Source organism: Streptomyces sp. NPDC096205, from assembly GCF_044763135.1.
Classification (GTDB): domain Bacteria; phylum Actinomycetota; class Actinomycetes; order Streptomycetales; family Streptomycetaceae; genus Streptomyces.
Map to the genome: position 1 here is coordinate 371,777 of NZ_JBIWFS010000006.1, position 17,461 is coordinate 389,237.

Consider the following 17,461-nt stretch of genomic DNA (forward strand, 5'->3'; position numbering starts at 1 on the left):
GAGTGCATGACCTCCACCGATCAGCTCTCAGGGACGCAGGCGCCGGCCGACCGGCGTCGCTGGTTCGCCCTCGCCATCGTCATGACGGCGGCCTTCATGGACCTCGTCGACGTCACGATCGTCAACATCGCCATTCCGTCCATTCAGCGGGACACCGGCGCGACCTTCAGCCACATCCAGTGGATCACCGCCGGATACGCCCTGGCGTTCGCCGCCGGGCTGATCACCGGTGGGCGGCTCGGCGACATCCACGGCCGCAAGCGGCTGTTCCTGATCGGCATCGGCGGCTTCACCCTCGCCTCGGCGCTGTGCGGGTTCGCGGCGAACCCGGACATGCTGGTCGCGGCGCGCATACTCCAGGGCGCGATGGCCGCGCTGATGGTGCCTCAGGTGCTGTCGATCGTGCACGCGACCTTCCCGGCGCACGAACGCGGCAAGGTCTTCGGCCTGTTCGGCGCGATCGTGGGCATGGGCGCGGTGCTCGGCCCGCTGCTGGGCGCGCTGCTGACGGAGTGGAACCTGTTCGGCCTGGAATGGCGGCCCATCTTCCTCATCAACCTGCCCGTCGGCATCGCCGGCCTCATCCTCGGCCGCCGCTTCATCACCGAGTCGCGCGCCCCGAAGGCACTGAAGCTGGACCTGCCCGGCGTGGGCCTGGTGACGCTCGGTCTGCTCATGCTGCTCTACCCGCTCACCCGCGGCCGTGAGCTGGACTGGCCGCTGTGGGGATACGCCTCGATGGCCGGGTCGCTCGTCGTCCTCGCCGTGCTGGTGGCGTACGAGCGGCGCAAGACCGCGCGGGACGGCTCGCCGCTGATCGAGCTGTCGCTGTTCCGCGTGAAGAGCTTCGCCGCGGGCATCGCCGTGCAGGTCGTCTTCGGGGTCGGGCTCGGCATCTTCTTCCTGGTGTGGACGCTGTACCTGCAGATCGGCCTGGGCTGGAGCCTGTTGAAGGCCGGTCTGACCGGGGTGCCGTTCTCCATCGCCGTGTCGGCGGCGGCCGGGATGTCCGTTCAGAAGCTGGTGCCGCGGTTCGGGCGCAAGGTGCTCCAGGCGGGCGCGCTGGTGATGGCCACCGGAGTGCTGCTGTACATGTGGGAGTCCGAGCGCTACGGGCAGGGCATCGCCCCCTGGCAGATGGCGCTGCCGCTGATCGTCATGGGCGCCGGCATGGGCCTGATCTTCGCCCCGCTCACCGACGCGATCCTGTCCGGGGTGCCGCGTGAGCACGCCGGTTCGGCGTCCGGGCTCATCAACACCGTGCAGCAGATGGGCAACGCGCTGGGGCTGGGTCTGGTGTCCGTCGTCTTCTTCGGGGTCATCGACGACGGGCTCGCCCCCGCCGAGATGGGGCCGGCCTTCGTGGACGCGTTCCAGTACGCGCTCGGGTGGGTCGCCGGGATCATGGGCGTGATCTTCCTGCTGATGTTCGCGCTGCCGCGGCGGTCGGCGGAGGCGGGGCCCGAGGGCTCCGAGGGCCCCGAGAGCGTGGACGCCGCCGGCCCCGAGGCCGCCGGGGAGCCGGAGGAAGCGCTGACCGGCGCCAAGGGCTGAACCGTCGGCCCCCGGGCCGACCCACGTACGGGCATCCGCCCCGTTTCCGCAGACGATGCGGGAGGGGGCGGATGCCCGTTTGTGCGTCGAGGTGGGTGCATGCCCGTTTGTGTTGAGGTGGCGCCCGAAGCTGTTTACTTCTCGGAAATCCGGGCGTACTCTCACGGCTAAACCACAAGTTCGGGCACACGTCGGAGGCGAACGGACATGTACGCACCGGAGCGGCAGCAGGAGATCCTCCGCCTCGCCCGTGAGGGCGGCCGCGTGGACGTGCTGTCGCTCGCCGAGGAGTTCCAGGTGACGGCGGAGACGATCCGGCGCGACCTGAAGGCCCTCGACCGCGCCGGTCTGGTCCGCCGGGTGCACGGCGGCGCCATACCCGTCGGCCGCCTCGACTTCGAGCCGGACCTCACCGAGCGCGAGGGCACCGCCGCCGACGAGAAGGACCGCATCGCGAAGGCCGCCGTCGCGGAGCTGCCCCTGGAGGGCACCCTCGTCCTCGACGCCGGTACGACGGTCGCCCGCCTGGCCGCCGCCATCCCGCTGGAGGCCTCCCTCACCGTTGTCACGCACAGCCTGCCCATCGCCGCCCGCCTCGCCGATCACCCCGGCATCCAGCTCCACCTCGTCGGGGGGCGCGTACGGCACCGCACCCGCGCCGCCGTCGACGCCTGGGCGCTGCGGGCGTACGGCGAGATCCGCGCGGACGTGCTGTTCGTCGCCGCCAACGGCTACTCCGCCGAGCACGGTCTGACCACCCCCGACCTCGCCGAGGCCGCGGTCAAGCGGGCCGCGGTCGCCGCCGCCCGCCGGGTGGTGCTGCTGGCCGACTCCTCCAAGCACGGCCAGGAGCACTTCGCCCGCTTCGGCGACCTGAGCGATGTGGACCTGCTGATCACCGACAGCGGGCTGAGCCCCGAAGACGCGTCCGCCATCGAGCGCGGCGGCACGGAAGTAGTACGCGCATGATCCTCACCGTCACTCCCAACCCGTCCCTGGACCGCACCTACGAGGTCCCCGCCCTGGAGCGCGGCGAGGTCATCCGCGCCACCGGTGAGCGCATGGACCCGGGCGGCAAGGGCGTGAACGTCTCGCGGGCCGTCGCGGCCGCCGGGCGGCGCACGGTCGCGGTGCTGCCCCTGGGTGGTGCGCCCGGAGCACTCGTGGCCGATCTGCTCCACGCGCAGGGCATCGAGGTCGCGCCGGTGCCGGTCGCCGGAGCCACCCGCTCGAACATCGCGCTCGCGGAATCCGACGGCGTCCTGACGAAGATCAACGCGCCGGGCCCCGAGCTGACGGCCGCCGAGCAGGAGCTGCTCCTGGCGACGGTGCGCGACCGTTCGGCGGGCGCCGACTGGATCGCGTGCTGCGGAAGCCTGCCGCGGGGCCTCGTGCCCTCCTGGTACGCCGACGTGGTCACGCGGGCGCACGCCGGGGGCGCGCGGATCGCCCTGGACACCTCGGGGCGCGCGCTGCTGGAAGCACTGCGCGCGCGGCCCGACGTGGTGAAGCCGAACGCCGAGGAGCTTGCGCAGGCCGTCGGGCGCCCCCTGGCGACGGTGGGCGACGCGCTGAAAGCGGCCGAGGAACTGCGCGAGCGGGGCGCGGGCGCGGTCCTCGCGAGCCTGGGCGCCGACGGACAACTGCTGGTGGACAGCGCGGGCACCTGGTTCGGCAGCGCGCGCGTCACCGCCGTACGCTCCAACGTCGGCGCCGGCGACTCCTCCCTCGCCGGCTTCCTCATCGCCGGCGGCAGCGGCCCGGAGGCCCTCGCCTCCGCCGTCGCCCACGGCGCGGCCGCCGTCCGACTCCCCGGCAGCGTCATGCCGACCCCGTCCGACCTCGACCCGTCCGCGGTGACGGTCACCACGGACGTCCCCATGGACCGCGAGCTGACGGAGCCGGTGTCATGAACCTCCTGCTCGCAGCGGGCGCTCCGCACGACCCGGTCTCCGGCTGGAAGCGGGGTCATCCCAGTCGTGGGCGTAGGCGGGGTCACCCCCGCTCCGTTCACCTCGCCCGCTCCGTCCCCGGACGGAGGCAGGCGTACTCCGGCCCCGGACCGCGGCAGGGACACCCCCGCCCGGGACGGACGCGGGAGCATCTCGGCCCGGTGCAGAGGTGGGAACACCCCGACCCCCTCTCCCTCGCGCTCCCCACCCCCGCACGGAGGCGGGGCCACCCCAGCCCCCTCTCCAGCACCCTCCCCACCCCCCGACGGACGCCCCGTCCCCCCGGCGTCGGCTCCGCCCCCCTGAGGAGGCCCGGTCTCCCCGGCCGTACGGGTCTCAGCCTCTCCGCCCCCCACAGCACCCCCGTCCCTACCCCCGCCCTCCCCACTCCCCGGGCGATACGCGTGCGAAGGAGCCCGCGATGAGCGAGATGATCACCGCGGACCTGGTCGATCTCGACCTGTCCGCCGACACCAAGGAAGCGGCGGCGCGGGCCCTCGCCGAGCGCATGGTGGCCCTGGGCCGGGTCACCGATCTGGAGGGCTTCCTCGCCGATGTGGCCGCCCGTGAGGCGCAGATGCCGACCGGCCTGGACGGCGGCATCGGCATCCCGCACTGCCGCAGCGCGCATGTCACCGAGCCGACGCTCGCCTTCGGGCGCAGCGCGGCCGGGATCGACTTCGGCGCAGCGGACGGCCCGGCCGACCTGATCTTCCTGATCGCCGCGCCCGCCGGTGCCGACGACGCCCACCTGACCATCCTGTCCTCGCTGGCCCGGCAGCTGATGAACGCCGAGTTCACCGACGCCCTGCGCGCGGCGGGCAACCCGGCGGCCGCGGCCGCGCTCATCCGCGGCGACGAGCCCCCTGCGGCCGCCGCACCCGAGAACTCCGTGGCGGCGCCGGTGGCGGCCTCCGCCGACGCCGCCACGGACACCAGCCCCGACGACGCCGAGCCCCGGCCCTTCCGGGTCGTCGCCGTCACCTCCTGCCCGACCGGCATCGCCCACACCTACATGGCGGCCGAGTCCCTGGAGAACGCCGGCCGCGAGGCGGGCATCGAACTCGTCGTCGAGACGCAGGGCTCGGCCGGCTTCACCCGGCTCGACCCGGCCGCCATCGCCGCCGCGGACGGCGTGATCTTCGCCCACGACGTGCCCGTACGCGACAAGGACCGCTTCGCCGGCAAGCCCACCGTCGACGTCGGTGTGAAGGCGGGCATCAACCGCCCCGCCGAGCTGATCGCCGAGGTGCGCGACAAGGCCGCGCGCGGAGAGGTGAGCGCGGGGGCGCCCGCCACGGCGAGCACGCCGGTCGAGCGCTCCGGCACCTCCGGCGAGGGCTACGGCACCAAGCTCCGCAAGTGGCTGATGTCCGGCGTCAGCTACATGGTCCCGTTCGTCGCCGCGGGCGGTCTGCTCATAGCCCTGGGCTTCGCGATCGGCGGCTACCAGATCAACGAAGCCCCCTCCGTCATGGACCACTTCGTGTGGAGCCAGGCCGACAGCTGGGGCGCGCTGTTCTTCCAGATCGGCGCCGTGGCCTTCGGCTTCCTCGTGCCGGTCCTCGCCGGTTACATCGCCTACGGCATGGCCGACCGGCCCGGTCTCGTCCCCGGCTTCGTCGGCGGCGCGATCTCGCTGACCATCAACGCCGGCTTCCTCGGCGGTCTGGCCTCCGGTCTCATCGCCGGTGCCGTGGTGCTCGCCATCCAGAGGGTGCGCATCCCGGGGGCTCTGCGCGGCATCATGCCGGTGGTGGTGATTCCGCTGATCTCCTCGGCGGTCGTCGGCTTCCTGATGTTCGTCGTCATCGGCAAGCCCATCGCCTCCGCCCAGAAGGCGATGACCGACTGGCTGAACGGCCTCACCGGCACCAACGCCCTCCTGCTCGGCGCCCTGCTCGGCCTGATGATGTGCTTCGACCTCGGCGGACCCGTCAACAAGGTCGCCTACACCTTCGCCACCGCCGGCATCGCGGTCGCCGACCCCAGTGACTCCGCGATGAAGATCATGGCCGCGGTGATGGCGGCCGGCATGGTCCCGCCGCTGGCCATGGCCCTGGCCACGACGGTCCGCGGCAAGCTGTTCACCCGCACGGAGCGCGAGAACGGCAAGGCCGCCTGGGTGCTGGGCGCCTCCTTCATCTCCGAGGGCGCGATCCCGTTCGCGGCGGCCGACCCGCTCCGGGTCATCCCCGCCTCCATGGCGGGCGGCGCGGTCACCGGTGCCCTGTCGATGGCCTTCGACGCGACCCTGCGCGCCCCGCACGGCGGCATCTTCGTGGTCCCCCTGATCGGCAACCCCTTCCTCTACCTCCTCGCCGTCGCCGCGGGCGTCGCGGTCACGACGGCCCTGGTCGTCGTACTGAAGAGCATGCGCAAGCAGGCCTCAGACGCGGCCGCGCCCGAGCCGGCCGGTGGCCCGGCGGAGGCGAAGTCCCCGCGGAACGAGCAGGCCGTGGCGGCCTGAGAGCGACACTTGTCCCTTTAGGGAGCTGTGAGTTGTTCACGGCACCCTGAGCGGAACCAGGCCGGAACAAGGTCAACTGCACCACCTGCGAGATACGTCACGGTCCGGGGCGAAAGTCCCGGACCGTGGTGTCTACTGGGCTCCATGCCTGAGCACGTCTCGATCCTCCAGTGGGCGGGCGTGGCCGTCCTCGCCCTGGCGGCCGTCGCCTGGGTGACCGGCCTGAGCCGCATGCTGCGCCGCGGCGGTTTCGAGGCCCCGGCGGCGGACCCACGCCCGGGCCCCACCGCTCTGCCCGCCCTCCCGCGCCAGCGGCAGACGGGCCCCGACCGGGAGTCGGTCGAACTGACCCCGGCCGAGAAGGACGCCTTCGCCGGACTGGTACGACAGCTCGCCGAGGGCCGCTGAGCGAGGCGCCGGGTGCTGAGCGGGCCTTCGGGCTCTGCGCGAGGCTCCGGGCGCCCGCTGTCAGGAGACCTGCGCCGCCCGCCGCTCCATCGCCTCGCGGGCGGCGTCCTCGCTCGCGTACACCTCGCACATGTGCCGCCCGTCGGGCGTGGCCGTGTGCTCGACCTCCCAGAGGGACAGCTCCCTGCCGTCGCGCAGCAGGAACGCGTGCTCGTAGAGCGAGAAGCCCAGCCCGATCCGGCCCGCACGGCAGGGGCGTCCGAAGGCCTGCGTGATCTGGTGCGCGAACGCCGACGCCAGCAGCGCCGCGATCTCCGCCCCCGGCCGGTCCGGGTTCTCCGCCCGGCGCAGCAGCCGACGCGCGTGGTCCGCCGAGTCGTCGGGCACATACGCGTGCCGAGGGCCCGGCAGGGAGGGCAGCGGCGAGAGGACCGGCAGCTCGAAGTCCGGTGTCTCCGGCGGCAATGGGAGGCGGCTGGTGGCCGTGCGCAGCTCCTCCTCGTCGGAGTACACCTCGTGGTGCGCGCTGTCCGAGGCGGTGTCGTGCACGAGCTCCCACAGGGTGAGCGCCGAACCGTCGGCCAGCAGCCAGGTGTGCCGGTACGTCTCCCGGTGCCGACCCGCGCTGTGGTGCGCGGAGTGCAGCGAACTGTCGTGCGCCAGCGCGGTGTCGAGCCGCCGTAACACGTCGTCGGGCAGCTCGAAGGAGTTCAGTGCGCGGCCGAGCAGTCGCGCGAGATGCTCTTCCGGAGACTCCGGCGACTCGTGTGGTTCGTACGGTGCGGTCTCGTACGGAACGCTCAAGGTTTCTCCCGGCGTTGCTGCATGTCACCTTGTGGGTGCATACCGTAGCCCCTCGGTCGGACATCATGTCCGGGAACCGAGAAAACGTCCGCGGGGAAAACGGCCGGGCCGCCGGAGAAGTTCCCGTGCGGCCCGACGTCCCCTCAAAATCCGCTGGTGGGCGCCCCTTTGGGCACCTCTTCGGGTGCCGTCGGCCGGTCAGACCGCGCTGCCCGCGACCCAGTCGCTCCAGGCCATGTTCCAGCCGTTGAGCCCGTTGTCCGGCGCCACCGTCTTGTCGTGGGAGTTCTTCACGATCACCACGTCCCCGACGAGGGAGTTGTCGAAGAACCACTTGCCCGTCGTGTCGCCCTGCGCCCCCTGCACATCCTGGAGCCCCACACAGCCGTGGCTCGTGCCCTCGCGGCCGAACGGCGGGTTGCCCTGGTTGTACCAGTAGTTGCCGTGCACGAAGGTCCCGGACTGCGTCAGCTGCATCGCGTGCGGCACGTCCGGGATGTCGTACTGCCCGGCGAAGCCGACCGTCGAGCCGTCCATCCGCAGCTGCTCCCACTTGCCGGAGATCACCATCTGCCCGTTGTACGTGGTGTTCTCCGGGCTGCCCGCCGAGATCGGGACCGTCTTGAGCGTGCTGCCGTCCCGTACGACCGTCATCGTCTGCGTGGCCGCGTCGACCGTGGACACCTGCGAGCGGCCGACCGTGAAGGTGACGGTCTTCTTCTGCACACCGAAGGCGCCGTTCGCTCCCTCCACGCCGTCCAGGTCGATCTTCATCGTGACCTTGGAGCCGGCCTTCCAGTACTCCTGCGGCCGGAAGTCGAGCCGCTGGGAGCCGAACCAGTGGCCGACCACCTTCTGCCCGCTGTCCGACGTCACCGTGATGTGCGACTGCACGGCCTTCTTGTCGCTGATCTCCTTGTCGAAGGTGAAGGACACCGGCATCCCGACGCCGACCGTCTGGCCCCCGTCCGGCACGTACGTCCCGATGAAGCTGTTCGCCTCCGACACGGTCGTGAACCGCGAGTCCGCCGCGATCGTCCGGCCCTTGCCGTCCTTCGCGGTCGCCGAGATCCGGTACGCCGTCCCGCGCTCCAGCTGCTCCTTCGGTTTCCAGCTCGTGCCGTCCGACGACAGCGCCCCCGGCACGGCCTCGCCCGACTCCGTCTCCGTCATCTTCACGCCGGTCAGCCTGCCGTCGGTGACCTTCACGCCGGTCGTGTTGATCGACGCCGTCGTCGAGCCGTCCTCGGCCGAGATGACGATCCGCGGCGCCGACTTCTTGGCGTCGCTGTCGCCGTTCCCGCCGTTGTCGGCGCTGGCGCTGCCGCCGCACGCGGTCAGGGTCAGGGCGCCGACCATCAGGGCGGCGCAGGCCACCACCTTGCGCCGCGAGGCTATGTCCGGCGTTGTCACGGGCTGCTCCCAGTTCGTGTGATGTGCGTGGTCCGCTGCAATGCGTGGGAAAAGAGGCGGACAGCCGCGAATGGGTTCCCATGCCGTCGCTTGTGGCGCCATCGGTGACAGAACCGGGACAATTGCCTGCCCAGGAGCGGTGGTTGGGGGTCGTGGGGGACGTGGTGGGGGACAGGGGGACGAGGGGGAGGAGGCGCGGGGGAGAGGGCGAGCGGGCGGGGGCACGAGGGCAGGGGCGGCGCGCGCCCCGAGGCTCACCGAGGCCCGTACAGCTCCTCGTACGACGGCCACGCCCCACCCGGCCCGTCCACGGACCGCGCGGCGCGCACCGCGCGCACGATGGCGCGGGTCACCGCGTCCGCGCCCGCGGCGAGGATCTCGTTCAGGGCGAGCGGTTGCCCGGCGTCCAACGGGCGCGCCCCCGTCGCCAGCGCGAACACCGTGTCACCGTCGTTGAGCAGATGCACCGGCCGCACCGCGCGCGCGATGCCGTCGTGCGCCGTACCGGCCAGCTTCTGCGCCTGCGCGCGCGACAGATCCGCGTCGGTGGCGACCACGGCGAGGGTGGTGTTCAACGGGGGCGGCACGTTCCTCGCCGCGGTCTCGGCCAGGCGCCGGCACGCGGCGGCGTGCACCGTTGCCCCGGGCCGCTCCAGCCGCCCCTCGAACAACTCCCCGTACAGCAGGCCCGTCTCGGGATCCATCGCCGAGCCCACCGCGTTGGCCACCACCAGCGCGGCCACGGTCGTCCCCGAGGCGAGCACGACGCTCGCCGTGCCGATCCCGCCCTTCAGCGGCCCGACCGCCGCGCCCGTGCCCGCACCCACGCACCCCTCGGGCACCCGCGCGCCCATGTCGCCCGCCGCGGCCGCCTCCACGGCGGCCCGCCCGGTGGCGGCGTCCGGCCGGGCTCCGAAGTCGCCGCCGCGGCCCAGGTCGAAGACGCAGGCGGCCGGCACGACCGGCACGACGTGGGACGGGTCCGGCCCGACGGACACCCCGCGCCCCCGCTCCTCCAGCCAGGCCATCACACCGGAGGCCGCGTCGAGTCCGAACGCGCTGCCTCCGGTCAGCACGAGCGCCTCGATCTTCTGCACCACGTTGCGCGGGTCGAGGGCGTCGGTCTCCTTGGTGCCGGGACCACCGCCCCGCACGTCCACGGCGGCGACCACGCCGCCCTCGGGAGCGAGGACGACCGTGGTGCCGGTGAGCCATCCGTCGCCGGTGCGGGTGGCATGCCCCACGCGCAGCCCGGCGACGTCCGTCAGAGCGTCGACTGTCATGGGGACCAGTCTTGCCCGGCCCGGGGACGCGTATGACCGTGCGCGCCCCCGGCGTGGTGTCAGGACACCGGTGTGGCCGCCTTCGCCGCGCTCTCCCGGGCCGCCTGGCGCGCCGTCAGCGTCGTGCCCGTCACCACCGCGAGCGTGGACACCAGGCCCGTCGCGAGCACCGCCCACTCGCCCAGGAAGGTGCAGCAGATGACGGCCAGTGCGGTCAGGGGCAGCACGGTCTGCTGGGCGGTGCCCACCTTGAAGTGGCGGGAGTGCAGCGCCCAGAGGGTGAGCAGGTACAGGGCGGTGGGCAGGGTGACGGCGGCGGAGGCGGCCAGGGTGGAGATGTGCGCCTTGCCGACCGCCTCCTCGACGGCCACTTCCAGACCAGCGCCGATCGCCGCCGCCGAGGCGAAGATCAGGTAGTGGCCGTAGCCCCACAGGAACGCCTGCCGGTTGGAGCGCAGATGGCCGTGGATGGGCACCGCGAAGTAGATCCACCAGGCGGCGAACACGATCAGCAGGCCGCCCGTCGCGATCGGCAGCAGGTCGGTGAGCGCGTCGTTCTCGTCCACGCCCGTCTTCACGGCGACCGTCGCCGCGGCGATCGTCTCGCCCAGCACGATGATGGTGAACAGTCCGTACCGCTCGGCGATGTGGTGCGGATGCCAGGCCGTCTGCGCCTGCCGCTCGGCGTAGACCGGCACACACAGCTCGGCGACCGCCATCACCAGGAACACCCAGGGCCGGCCACCCTCCGGCAGGAGCAGCAGCCCCAGCCAGCCGACCTGGCAGAGCAGCACGCCGCCCGCGTACCGCAGCGCGACCGTCCGCTCGGCGCCCCGGGCCGACCGCGCGGCCCGCAGCCACTGCGCGACCATGGCCAGCCGCATGATGGCGTAGCCGAGCCAGACGGCGAGGAACTCGTGCTCCTCGAAGGCTCGCGAGACACCTGCGGCGAGCACCAGCACGCCGGCGATCTGCACCAGGGTGACCACCCGGTAGAGCACGTCGTCGTTGTCGTACGCCGAGGCGAACCACGTGAAGTTCATCCACGCCCACCAGATGGCGAAGAAGACCATCGCGTAGTTCATGATCCCCTCGCCGACATGGCTCTCGGCGAGCGCGTGCACCAGCTGGATCCCCGCCTGCGCGATGGCGACGACGAAGCACAGGTCGAAGAAGAGCTCGAGCGGTGAGGCGACCCGATGGGCCTCGTCGCGCCCCCGGGCGGTGAGCTTGCGCAGGGGCTGTCCGGCAGAGGACCGGCCGGAGGGGGCCTTGGACGGCGTCGAACTGGATGTCATGCCGTCCAGCACAGCAGATACCCGCCGGCGAAGCGATGCGGCGAGGGTGAGGCGGTGCGCCTGCCCGGCGCGTCAGGGCGTCGCCGCCGGGGCCGTACGCTGGAGGCATGACTACCGCATCCGCCCCCGAGCCGCGCGAGCCGAAGGCCGCGCTGATCTTCGACGATCCGCTGTCGCAGCAGTCCTCGGACGACACGGACCGCGGGTGGGGCGATCGGCCGGCCGGCGGCAGCGCCGACGACCTCAAGCGTTTCCTCGACGAGAAGCCGCCCCACCACCTCTGAGCGCGACGGGCGGCCCGGCGGGCCGACGCCCGCAGAGCCGCCCCGACCGCGGCCGTCAGCGTTCGCTGTGGCCCGCTCCGCGCTGGGCGACCAGCGCGTCGCGGATCTCCTTGAGCACCTCCAGCTCGGTCACCTCGATGACCTCGACGGTGCCCTCCCGGGCCTTGCGCTGGGCCTCGACCCGCGCCAGGTACTTCGACATCGGCAGCACCATCAGGAAGTAGACCACCGCCGCGGTGATCACGAAGCTGAGCGTCGCCCCCAGGACCGAGCCCCAGAGGATCATGACGCCCGATGCGACCGTCCCGTCGGCAGCCACTTCGCAGGGCCCCTTGAGGCACGAGCTGTAGCTGTCGAGATTCTTGGTGCCGATCGCTCCGACCAGCGGATTGATGACGCCCTTCACCACCGAGTTGACGATGTTGGTGAAGGCGGCGCCGATGACCACCGCCACTGCCAGGTCGATGACGTTCCCGCGCATCAGGAAGGCCTTGAAGCCCGACCAGACGCTCGGACCCTTCTTCTCGCTCACCTCGGAGCCTCTCCTCGTACACACCTGTTGTGGAACAAACCGCTCCGCAACCTACGTCAGGGCGAGGCCATCCTGTCCAATTCCTTAGCTCGATCGAGCGACTTGACAGCGTGTCACCGAGCAGGCGCAAAACACGCTTCAGCACAGCGTCACCGCCAACCGCGCCGTGGCGCTCGCCCCGACCAGCCGGGTCGCGGTGGCGCGCGGCACCGAGAGCACGACCAGGGCCCCCGTGTCGGCGGTCTCCGCGAGGGGCTCGGGCACCTTCGTCACCAGCGCCCCGCGCGCCACCACCCGGGCCTGACCACCGGTCGCGGTCTCCTGCGCGGCGATGACGTCGACGCGGTCGCCGGGGCGCAGCAGCCGTACCGTCGCGCCGTCGGCGATGCGCACCGGCGCGGTCACCGTCCGCACCACCCGGCGCTCCGGCGTCGGCTCCGCCACCGGATGGCCGAGGGCCTGCTCCTCGCGGTGGGCGTCGGCTCCCGTCCGGGGTCCGGCCGCCACCAGCGCCGCCGCCGTCACTGCCAGTCCGGCCGCCAGTGCCCGCCTGCGATGCCGTACGAGCCGTTCCAGCTGATGACGCACGCCGCGCACCCGCACCGGGTCGAAGTGCGGCACCTCGCACGTGGCCGGTGCGTCGCTGCCCGGCGGATGCGCGGAGGAGTAAGGAGGAGCGGAAGGAACCGAAGGAACGGAAGGAACCAGGGGAACGGGAGGAGGGAACACGGACACGAGAACCACCACCTGCGACGGGAACCGGCTTGCAGGCCCACGATGGGGCCGCTCGCCGATGCCCGCCGAGGCCGGTGCGCTACTCGCCGGTTGTGGAAAACTCCCTCACCCGAAGGGGTCCCCCCGGGGCTACGCCCCGCTACGGCAGCGCGAACCCCGGATCCATGCCGCCCAGCGCGCTCGTGCACAGGCAGTCCCGCTCACCGTTCGCCGGCAGTGCGGCGACCGCGTCGAACAGCACGCCCCGCAGTCGGTCGACGTTCGCCGCGAAGACCTGGAGCACCTCGTCGTGCGAGACGCCCTCGCCGGTCTCCGCGCCCGCGTCCAGGTCCGTGACCAGCGTGAGCGAGGTGTAGCAGAGCTCCAGCTCCCGGGCGAGCGCGGCCTCCGGGTGGCCCGTCATGCCGACCACCGACCAGCCCTGAGCCTGGTGCCACAGCGATTCGGCGCGGGTCGAGAACCGCGGCCCCTCGACGGTCACCAGCGTCCCGCCGTCCACCGCCTCCCAGTCCCGGCCGCGCGCCGCCTTCAGCGCGGCCGCCCGTCCGGTGGGGCAGTAGGGGTCGGCGAGGGACACGTGCACCACGTTGGGCACCGTGCCGTCCGGCAGCGGGAGCCCGTCGAAATACGTTCCCACCCGTGACTTCGTACGGTCCACCAGCTGATCCGGTACGAGCAGCGTGCCGGGCCCGAACTCGGGCCGCAGGCCGCCCACCGCGCACGGGCCGAGCACCTGGCGCACCCCGACCGAGCGCAGCGCCCACAGGTTGGCCCGGTAGTTGATGCGGTGCGGCGGGAGGTGGTGGCCGCGACCGTGCCGGGGCAGGAACGCGACCCGGCGGCCCGCGACCTCGCCGAGGAAGAGGGAGTCGCTGGGCGGCCCGTACGGCGTCTCCACCTGGATCTCGGTCACGTCGTCCAGGAAGGAGTAGAAGCCGGAGCCGCCGATTACACCGATGTCTGCGTTCGCCATGACCAGCACGGTAGCTGGCGCGGGGGAGGCGCGGTCCACCGGTGCCGGAAACGCCGAAGACCCTGTCGTCGTACGACGACAGGGTCCCGCGAGCGGGTGTGTCAGGCGGCGGAGCTGCCGGCCGAGCTGGCCGAGCCCGAGGACTTCGAGTCCGAGGACGACGAAGACGCCGAAGACGACGAAGAAGTGGAGGACGACGCCGGCGTCGACTTCGACGACGCGGGCGAGCTGCTCGACGAGGCGCCGCGGCTGTCGTTGCGGTAGAAGCCGGAGCCCTTGAAGACGATGCCGACCGCGGAGAACACCTTCTTGAGGCGACCACCGCAGTTGGGGCACTCGGTCAGGGCGTCGTCGGTGAACTTCTGCACCGCCTCGAGGCCCTCGCCGCACTCGGTGCACTGGTACTGGTACGTCGGCACTGTCTTCCTCCTGGCACTCTCACTCGATGAGTGCTAACGACGATCCATAGTGACGTATTCCGGGGGATCAGTCCACCGTCACCGGCACGCGGTGACCGACGCCACGCGCGACGGTGCGGCCGGCGGGCCGTGCCGAGAGGCGTGCGCGCAGGGCGACCAGGGTCGCCAGAGCGAGCAGCGTGCCGCCCATCGGGACGAGGAAACCGGCACCGCCCCACAGCCGGTCCTCCAGCTGTCCGGCGACCGTGACGGCGGCCGCCTGCCCGAGCGCGACCGCGCCGGTGAGCCAGGTGAACGCCTCGGTGCGGGCCCCGGCCGGGACCAGGCCCTCCACCAGCGTGTAGCCGGTGATCAGGGCGGGCGCGATGCACATGCCGACCAGCAGGCCGAGCCCCGCGAGGAGCAGCACCGAGTGCGCCGCCCACAGGCCGGACGCGACCAGCGCGAGCGCCGCGTAGCCGAGAACGAGGCGGCGCTGCGGGGCGATCTTCCACGCGATGGCGCCACAGGCGATACCGGAGAGCATGTTGCCCGCCGCGAAGGTTCCGTACAGCACGCCGTTCAGGCCGGGCTCGCCGATGGACTCGGTGAACGCCGCCAGCGACACCTGCATGCCGCCGAAGACGGAGCCGATGCCGAGGAACGCCACGATCAGGACGCGCACGCCCGGGACGCTGAGCGCCGAAGCGTGCTGCACGCGCGCGTGCCCGGCGGGGGCGACCTGCGGCTGTGTGCCCTTCTGCGCGGCGAACAGCAGGCCGCCCAGCAGGGTCAGCGACGCCTCGGTCACCAGACCCGCGGCGGGGTCCACCGCGGTGCACAGCGCAGTCGCCAGCAGCGGTCCGACGACGAAGGTGAACTCGTCCGTGACCGACTCGAAGGCCGCCGCCGTGGTCATCAGGGGTGAACCCTGCAGCTTCACGCCCCAGCGGGCGCGGACCATCGGCCCGACCTGCGGCACCGAGGCGCCCGTGGGGACGGCGGCCACGAACAGTGCCCACAGAGGCGCGTGGGACAGCGCGAGCGCGGTGAAGGTGATACCGGCCAGGGCGTGCACCAGCACACCGGGGAGCAGCACGGCGCGCTGCCCGAAGCGGTCGGCGAGCCGCCCGGTGTACGGCGCGAACAGCGCCATGGAGACACCGGTGACGGCGGCGGCGGCGCCCGCCGCACCGTACGAGCCCGTCGTGTGCTGCACGAGCAGCACGATCGAGATGGTCAGCATCGCGAACGGCTGGCGCGCCGCGAAACCGGAGAGCAGGAACGTCCAGGCGCCGCGGGTGCGCAGCAGTTGCCCGTATCCCGGGCGGGAGGGTGCCGGCGAGTTCTTCGACGGCTCGGTGGAGACCGTGGACGCCACGGCCCGTGCCTTTCTGCCGCCTGGTAGCGCGGCCCCTGCGGGTGGGGGGCGGCGCCGAGAGCTGTCCTCTTGCGCTGAACTGCGGTAGATACCGGCGCCCCCTGTGGAGAGGGCGTCACGGCCGCCATACGGTCGCGCCAGCTCTGCGTCAGGCAGAGTTGGTTCGATCAAGGTCTGCCTTGATGATACAGGTATCTACGCGCGTTGACTCTGTGAAAGGGCACACCAGAGTCGCTGTGGCCTGGGAACGGCGCGAAACGCACCCCGCGCCCTCACCGCCTCCCGGAGTCCCCGCCCCCGGTGCCCAGCCATCCGGCCAGCTTTCCGCCCTGTCCCACGGCGCGCAGGCGCCGCTCGGCGGCGTCCCGCACCGGGTCGGTGGCGACGACCAGGAGCTCGTCGCCGCGGCGAAGGACGGTGGAGGGCAGCGGCACGAACGATTCTTCGTCGCGTACGACGAGTGTCACGGCGGCTCCGGCCGGCAGCCGCAGCTCGCTGACCTCGACGCCGTGCATCTTGGAGCCGTCGGGGATCGCCACGGACAGCAGATGGCCGCGCAGCCGCTCCAGGGGCGCGGACTCGATGCCGAGGTCGGAGGCCTCGGACCCGTCGCCGAGGCGCAGCGTGCGGGCGAGCCAGGGCAGGGTCGGGCCCTGGACGAGGGTGTAGACGACGACCAGGACGAAGACGATGTTGAAGATGCGGCGGCTGGCGTCGACGCCGTTCACCATCGGGATGGTCGCCAGGATGATGGGCACGGCGCCGCGCAGCCCGGCCCAGGACATCAGCGCCTGCTCCGGCCAGGGCACCCGGAACGGCACCAGGCAGAGCACGACGCTGAGCGGGCGCGCCACCATCGTCAGGACGAGCCCGATGACCAGGGCGGGCCAGATGTCGTCGTAGAGCTCGTGCGGGGTGACCAGCAGGCCGAGCAGGACGAACATGCCGATCTGGGCGATCCAGCCGAGGCCCTCGGCGAAGCCGCGCGTGGCGGGCCAGTGGGGCAGGCGTGCGTTGCCCATGACCATGGCGGCGAGGTAGACGGCGAGGAAGCCGCTGCCGTGTGCCAGGGCGCCGGCGGCGTACGCGGTCACCGCGATCGCGACGACGGCGATCGGGTAGAGGCCGGAGGCGGGCAGCGCGACATGGCGCAGCCCCCACGCGCCCAGCAATCCCACCGCGAGGCCTATGGCCGCGCCGATGGCCAGCTCCAGGGCTATCTCGCCGAGCAGGACGTACCAGTGCTCGACGGGACCGGCGGTGGAGAAGGAGACGACCAGGATGACGACGGGGGCGTCGTTGAAGCCCGACTCCGCTTCCAGCGTTCCCGTCACGCGCGCGGGGAGCGGAATTCTGCGCAGGACCGAGAAGACGGCCGCTGCGTCGGTGGAGGAGACGACCGCGCCGATGATCAGGGCCTGACGCCATTCCAGACCGACCAGATAGTGAGCGGCCGCGGCGGTGACGCCGACGCTCACCGCGACCCCGCCCAGCGCCAGCGCGCTGGCGGCCGGCAGGGCCGGCTTGATCTCCTTCCACTTCGTGCCGAGGCCACCCTCGGCCAGGATCACGACCAGGGCCGCATAGCCGATGACCTGGGTGAGTTCGGCGTTGTCGAAGTGGATGCCGCCGATGCCGTCCTGGCCCATGAGGACGCCGATGGCCAGGTAGACGAGCAGGCTGGGGAGCCCGCTGCGCGAGGAGATCCGGACCGCGGCGACCGCGATGAGCAGGACGAGCGAGCAGACGAGGAGGAGCTGGTTGAGGTCGTGGACTGTCAGTGGCCGTTCCCTTCCCTGGTCTCCCTGGGTTCCCTGGTTCCCCTGGGGGCAACTACTTCGTTACCTTACCTAACTCTTGACGTTTTCTTGACGCTCGACCAGGCAAGATCGAACATCCGTCCGCGCTGGTTCCGGACTCCGCGTCAAGGGGCGTCGGACCCTGCGCCTATGGTTGCTCCAGCGCTCTTTCATAGT

16 protein-coding genes are annotated in these 17,461 nt (G+C 72.1%); 6 read left to right on the forward strand and 10 right to left on the reverse strand.

Going from position 1 to position 17,461, the window contains the following annotated elements; genetic code table 11:
- Window positions 1-6 precede the first annotated feature (6 nt).
- The 5 genes from ACIQ6Y_RS23860 (at window position 7) to ACIQ6Y_RS23880 (ending at window position 6,384) form a co-directional block, all read left to right on the forward strand.
- Window positions 7-1,554, forward strand: a complete 1,548-nt coding sequence (locus tag ACIQ6Y_RS23860; RefSeq protein WP_404041972.1) for an MFS transporter — start codon at window positions 7-9, stop codon at window positions 1,552-1,554.
- Window positions 1,555-1,761: 207 nt separating this feature from the next.
- A complete protein-coding gene (locus ACIQ6Y_RS23865; RefSeq protein WP_404041973.1) occupies window positions 1,762-2,523 on the forward strand; it encodes a DeoR/GlpR family DNA-binding transcription regulator in 762 nt (253 codons plus the stop codon).
- Window positions 2,520-3,467 (forward strand): 1-phosphofructokinase, encoded by a 948-nt coding sequence (gene pfkB / locus ACIQ6Y_RS23870; RefSeq protein ID WP_404041974.1) that lies wholly within the window; start codon window positions 2,520-2,522, stop codon window positions 3,465-3,467. The genes ACIQ6Y_RS23865 and pfkB overlap by 4 nt, the downstream gene beginning before the upstream one ends.
- A gap of 460 nt (window positions 3,468-3,927) precedes the next feature.
- Window positions 3,928-5,976 carry a fructose-specific PTS transporter subunit EIIC gene (locus ACIQ6Y_RS23875; protein WP_404041975.1) on the forward strand — a complete coding sequence of 683 codons (2,049 nt, stop codon included), beginning with the start codon at window positions 3,928-3,930 and terminating at the stop codon, window positions 5,974-5,976.
- Between the two features lie 144 nt (window positions 5,977-6,120).
- A complete protein-coding gene (locus ACIQ6Y_RS23880) occupies window positions 6,121-6,384 on the forward strand; it encodes a hypothetical protein (protein WP_404041976.1) in 264 nt (87 codons plus the stop codon).
- Window positions 6,385-6,444: 60 nt separating this feature from the next.
- Here the strand turns inward: ACIQ6Y_RS23880 and ACIQ6Y_RS23885 are convergent, their stop codons facing one another.
- From ACIQ6Y_RS23885 to ACIQ6Y_RS23900, 4 genes are all read right to left on the reverse strand, one after another.
- The gene (locus ACIQ6Y_RS23885) at window positions 6,445-7,188 is read right to left on the reverse strand and encodes a DUF6227 family protein (RefSeq protein ID WP_404041977.1); all 744 of its coding nucleotides are present in this window, start codon (window positions 7,186-7,188) and stop codon (window positions 6,445-6,447) included.
- 198 nt (window positions 7,189-7,386) lie between these two features.
- Window positions 7,387-8,601 carry an Ig-like domain-containing protein gene (locus ACIQ6Y_RS23890; protein ID WP_404041978.1) on the reverse strand — a complete coding sequence of 405 codons (1,215 nt, stop codon included), beginning with the start codon at window positions 8,599-8,601 and terminating at the stop codon, window positions 7,387-7,389.
- A 254-nt stretch (window positions 8,602-8,855) separates the two neighbouring features.
- Entirely contained in the window at window positions 8,856-9,884 is a 1,029-nt protein-coding gene (locus ACIQ6Y_RS23895) for a P1 family peptidase (RefSeq protein ID WP_404041979.1), read from the reverse strand.
- A gap of 59 nt (window positions 9,885-9,943) precedes the next feature.
- Window positions 9,944-11,182, reverse strand: a complete 1,239-nt coding sequence (locus ACIQ6Y_RS23900) for a low temperature requirement protein A (RefSeq protein WP_404041980.1) — start codon at window positions 11,180-11,182, stop codon at window positions 9,944-9,946.
- A 107-nt stretch (window positions 11,183-11,289) separates the two neighbouring features.
- Between ACIQ6Y_RS23900 and ACIQ6Y_RS23905 the strand changes: the two genes are divergently transcribed.
- Window positions 11,290-11,466 carry a hypothetical protein gene (locus tag ACIQ6Y_RS23905; protein ID WP_404041981.1) on the forward strand — a complete coding sequence of 59 codons (177 nt, stop codon included), beginning with the start codon at window positions 11,290-11,292 and terminating at the stop codon, window positions 11,464-11,466.
- 55 nt (window positions 11,467-11,521) lie between these two features.
- Here the strand turns inward: ACIQ6Y_RS23905 and mscL are convergent, their stop codons facing one another.
- The 6 genes from mscL to ACIQ6Y_RS23935 all read right to left on the reverse strand — a co-directional run bounded on the left by mscL (window position 11,522) and on the right by ACIQ6Y_RS23935 (window position 17,266).
- Window positions 11,522-11,998 (reverse strand): large conductance mechanosensitive channel protein MscL, encoded by a 477-nt coding sequence (gene mscL, locus ACIQ6Y_RS23910; RefSeq protein ID WP_404041982.1) that lies wholly within the window; start codon window positions 11,996-11,998, stop codon window positions 11,522-11,524.
- 138 nt (window positions 11,999-12,136) lie between these two features.
- The gene (locus ACIQ6Y_RS23915) at window positions 12,137-12,733 is read right to left on the reverse strand and encodes a hypothetical protein (protein ID WP_404041983.1); all 597 of its coding nucleotides are present in this window, start codon (window positions 12,731-12,733) and stop codon (window positions 12,137-12,139) included.
- Between the two features lie 139 nt (window positions 12,734-12,872).
- Window positions 12,873-13,706: an S-methyl-5'-thioadenosine phosphorylase gene (locus ACIQ6Y_RS23920; protein ID WP_404041984.1), complete on the reverse strand. Its 834-nt coding sequence runs from the start codon at window positions 13,704-13,706 to the stop codon at window positions 12,873-12,875.
- 101 nt (window positions 13,707-13,807) lie between these two features.
- A complete protein-coding gene (locus tag ACIQ6Y_RS23925) occupies window positions 13,808-14,125 on the reverse strand; it encodes an FmdB family zinc ribbon protein (RefSeq protein ID WP_404041985.1) in 318 nt (105 codons plus the stop codon).
- Between the two features lie 67 nt (window positions 14,126-14,192).
- On the reverse strand, window positions 14,193-15,485 hold the full coding sequence (locus tag ACIQ6Y_RS23930; protein ID WP_404041986.1) for an MFS transporter: 1,293 nt from the start codon (window positions 15,483-15,485) through the stop codon (window positions 14,193-14,195).
- Between the two features lie 272 nt (window positions 15,486-15,757).
- Entirely contained in the window at window positions 15,758-17,266 is a 1,509-nt protein-coding gene (locus ACIQ6Y_RS23935; RefSeq protein WP_404042166.1) for a potassium/proton antiporter, read from the reverse strand.
- Window positions 17,267-17,461 lie beyond the last annotated feature (195 nt).

Coding starts and splice junctions, on each gene's coding strand:
- ACIQ6Y_RS23865 (WP_404041973.1), top strand. CDS start 1,762: ATGTACGCACCGGAGCGGCAGCAGGAGATCCTCCGCCTCGCCCGTGAG.
- ACIQ6Y_RS23895 (WP_404041979.1), bottom strand. CDS start 9,884: ATGACAGTCGACGCTCTGACGGACGTCGCCGGGCTGCGCGTGGGGCAT.
- ACIQ6Y_RS23875 (WP_404041975.1), top strand. CDS start 3,928: ATGAGCGAGATGATCACCGCGGACCTGGTCGATCTCGACCTGTCCGCC.
- ACIQ6Y_RS23900 (WP_404041980.1), bottom strand. CDS start 11,182: ATGACATCCAGTTCGACGCCGTCCAAGGCCCCCTCCGGCCGGTCCTCT.
- pfkB (WP_404041974.1), top strand. CDS start 2,520: ATGATCCTCACCGTCACTCCCAACCCGTCCCTGGACCGCACCTACGAG.
- ACIQ6Y_RS23920 (WP_404041984.1), bottom strand. CDS start 13,706: ATGGCGAACGCAGACATCGGTGTAATCGGCGGCTCCGGCTTCTACTCC.
- ACIQ6Y_RS23905 (WP_404041981.1), top strand. CDS start 11,290: ATGACTACCGCATCCGCCCCCGAGCCGCGCGAGCCGAAGGCCGCGCTG.
- ACIQ6Y_RS23860 (WP_404041972.1), top strand. CDS start 7: ATGACCTCCACCGATCAGCTCTCAGGGACGCAGGCGCCGGCCGACCGG.
- ACIQ6Y_RS23880 (WP_404041976.1), top strand. CDS start 6,121: ATGCCTGAGCACGTCTCGATCCTCCAGTGGGCGGGCGTGGCCGTCCTC.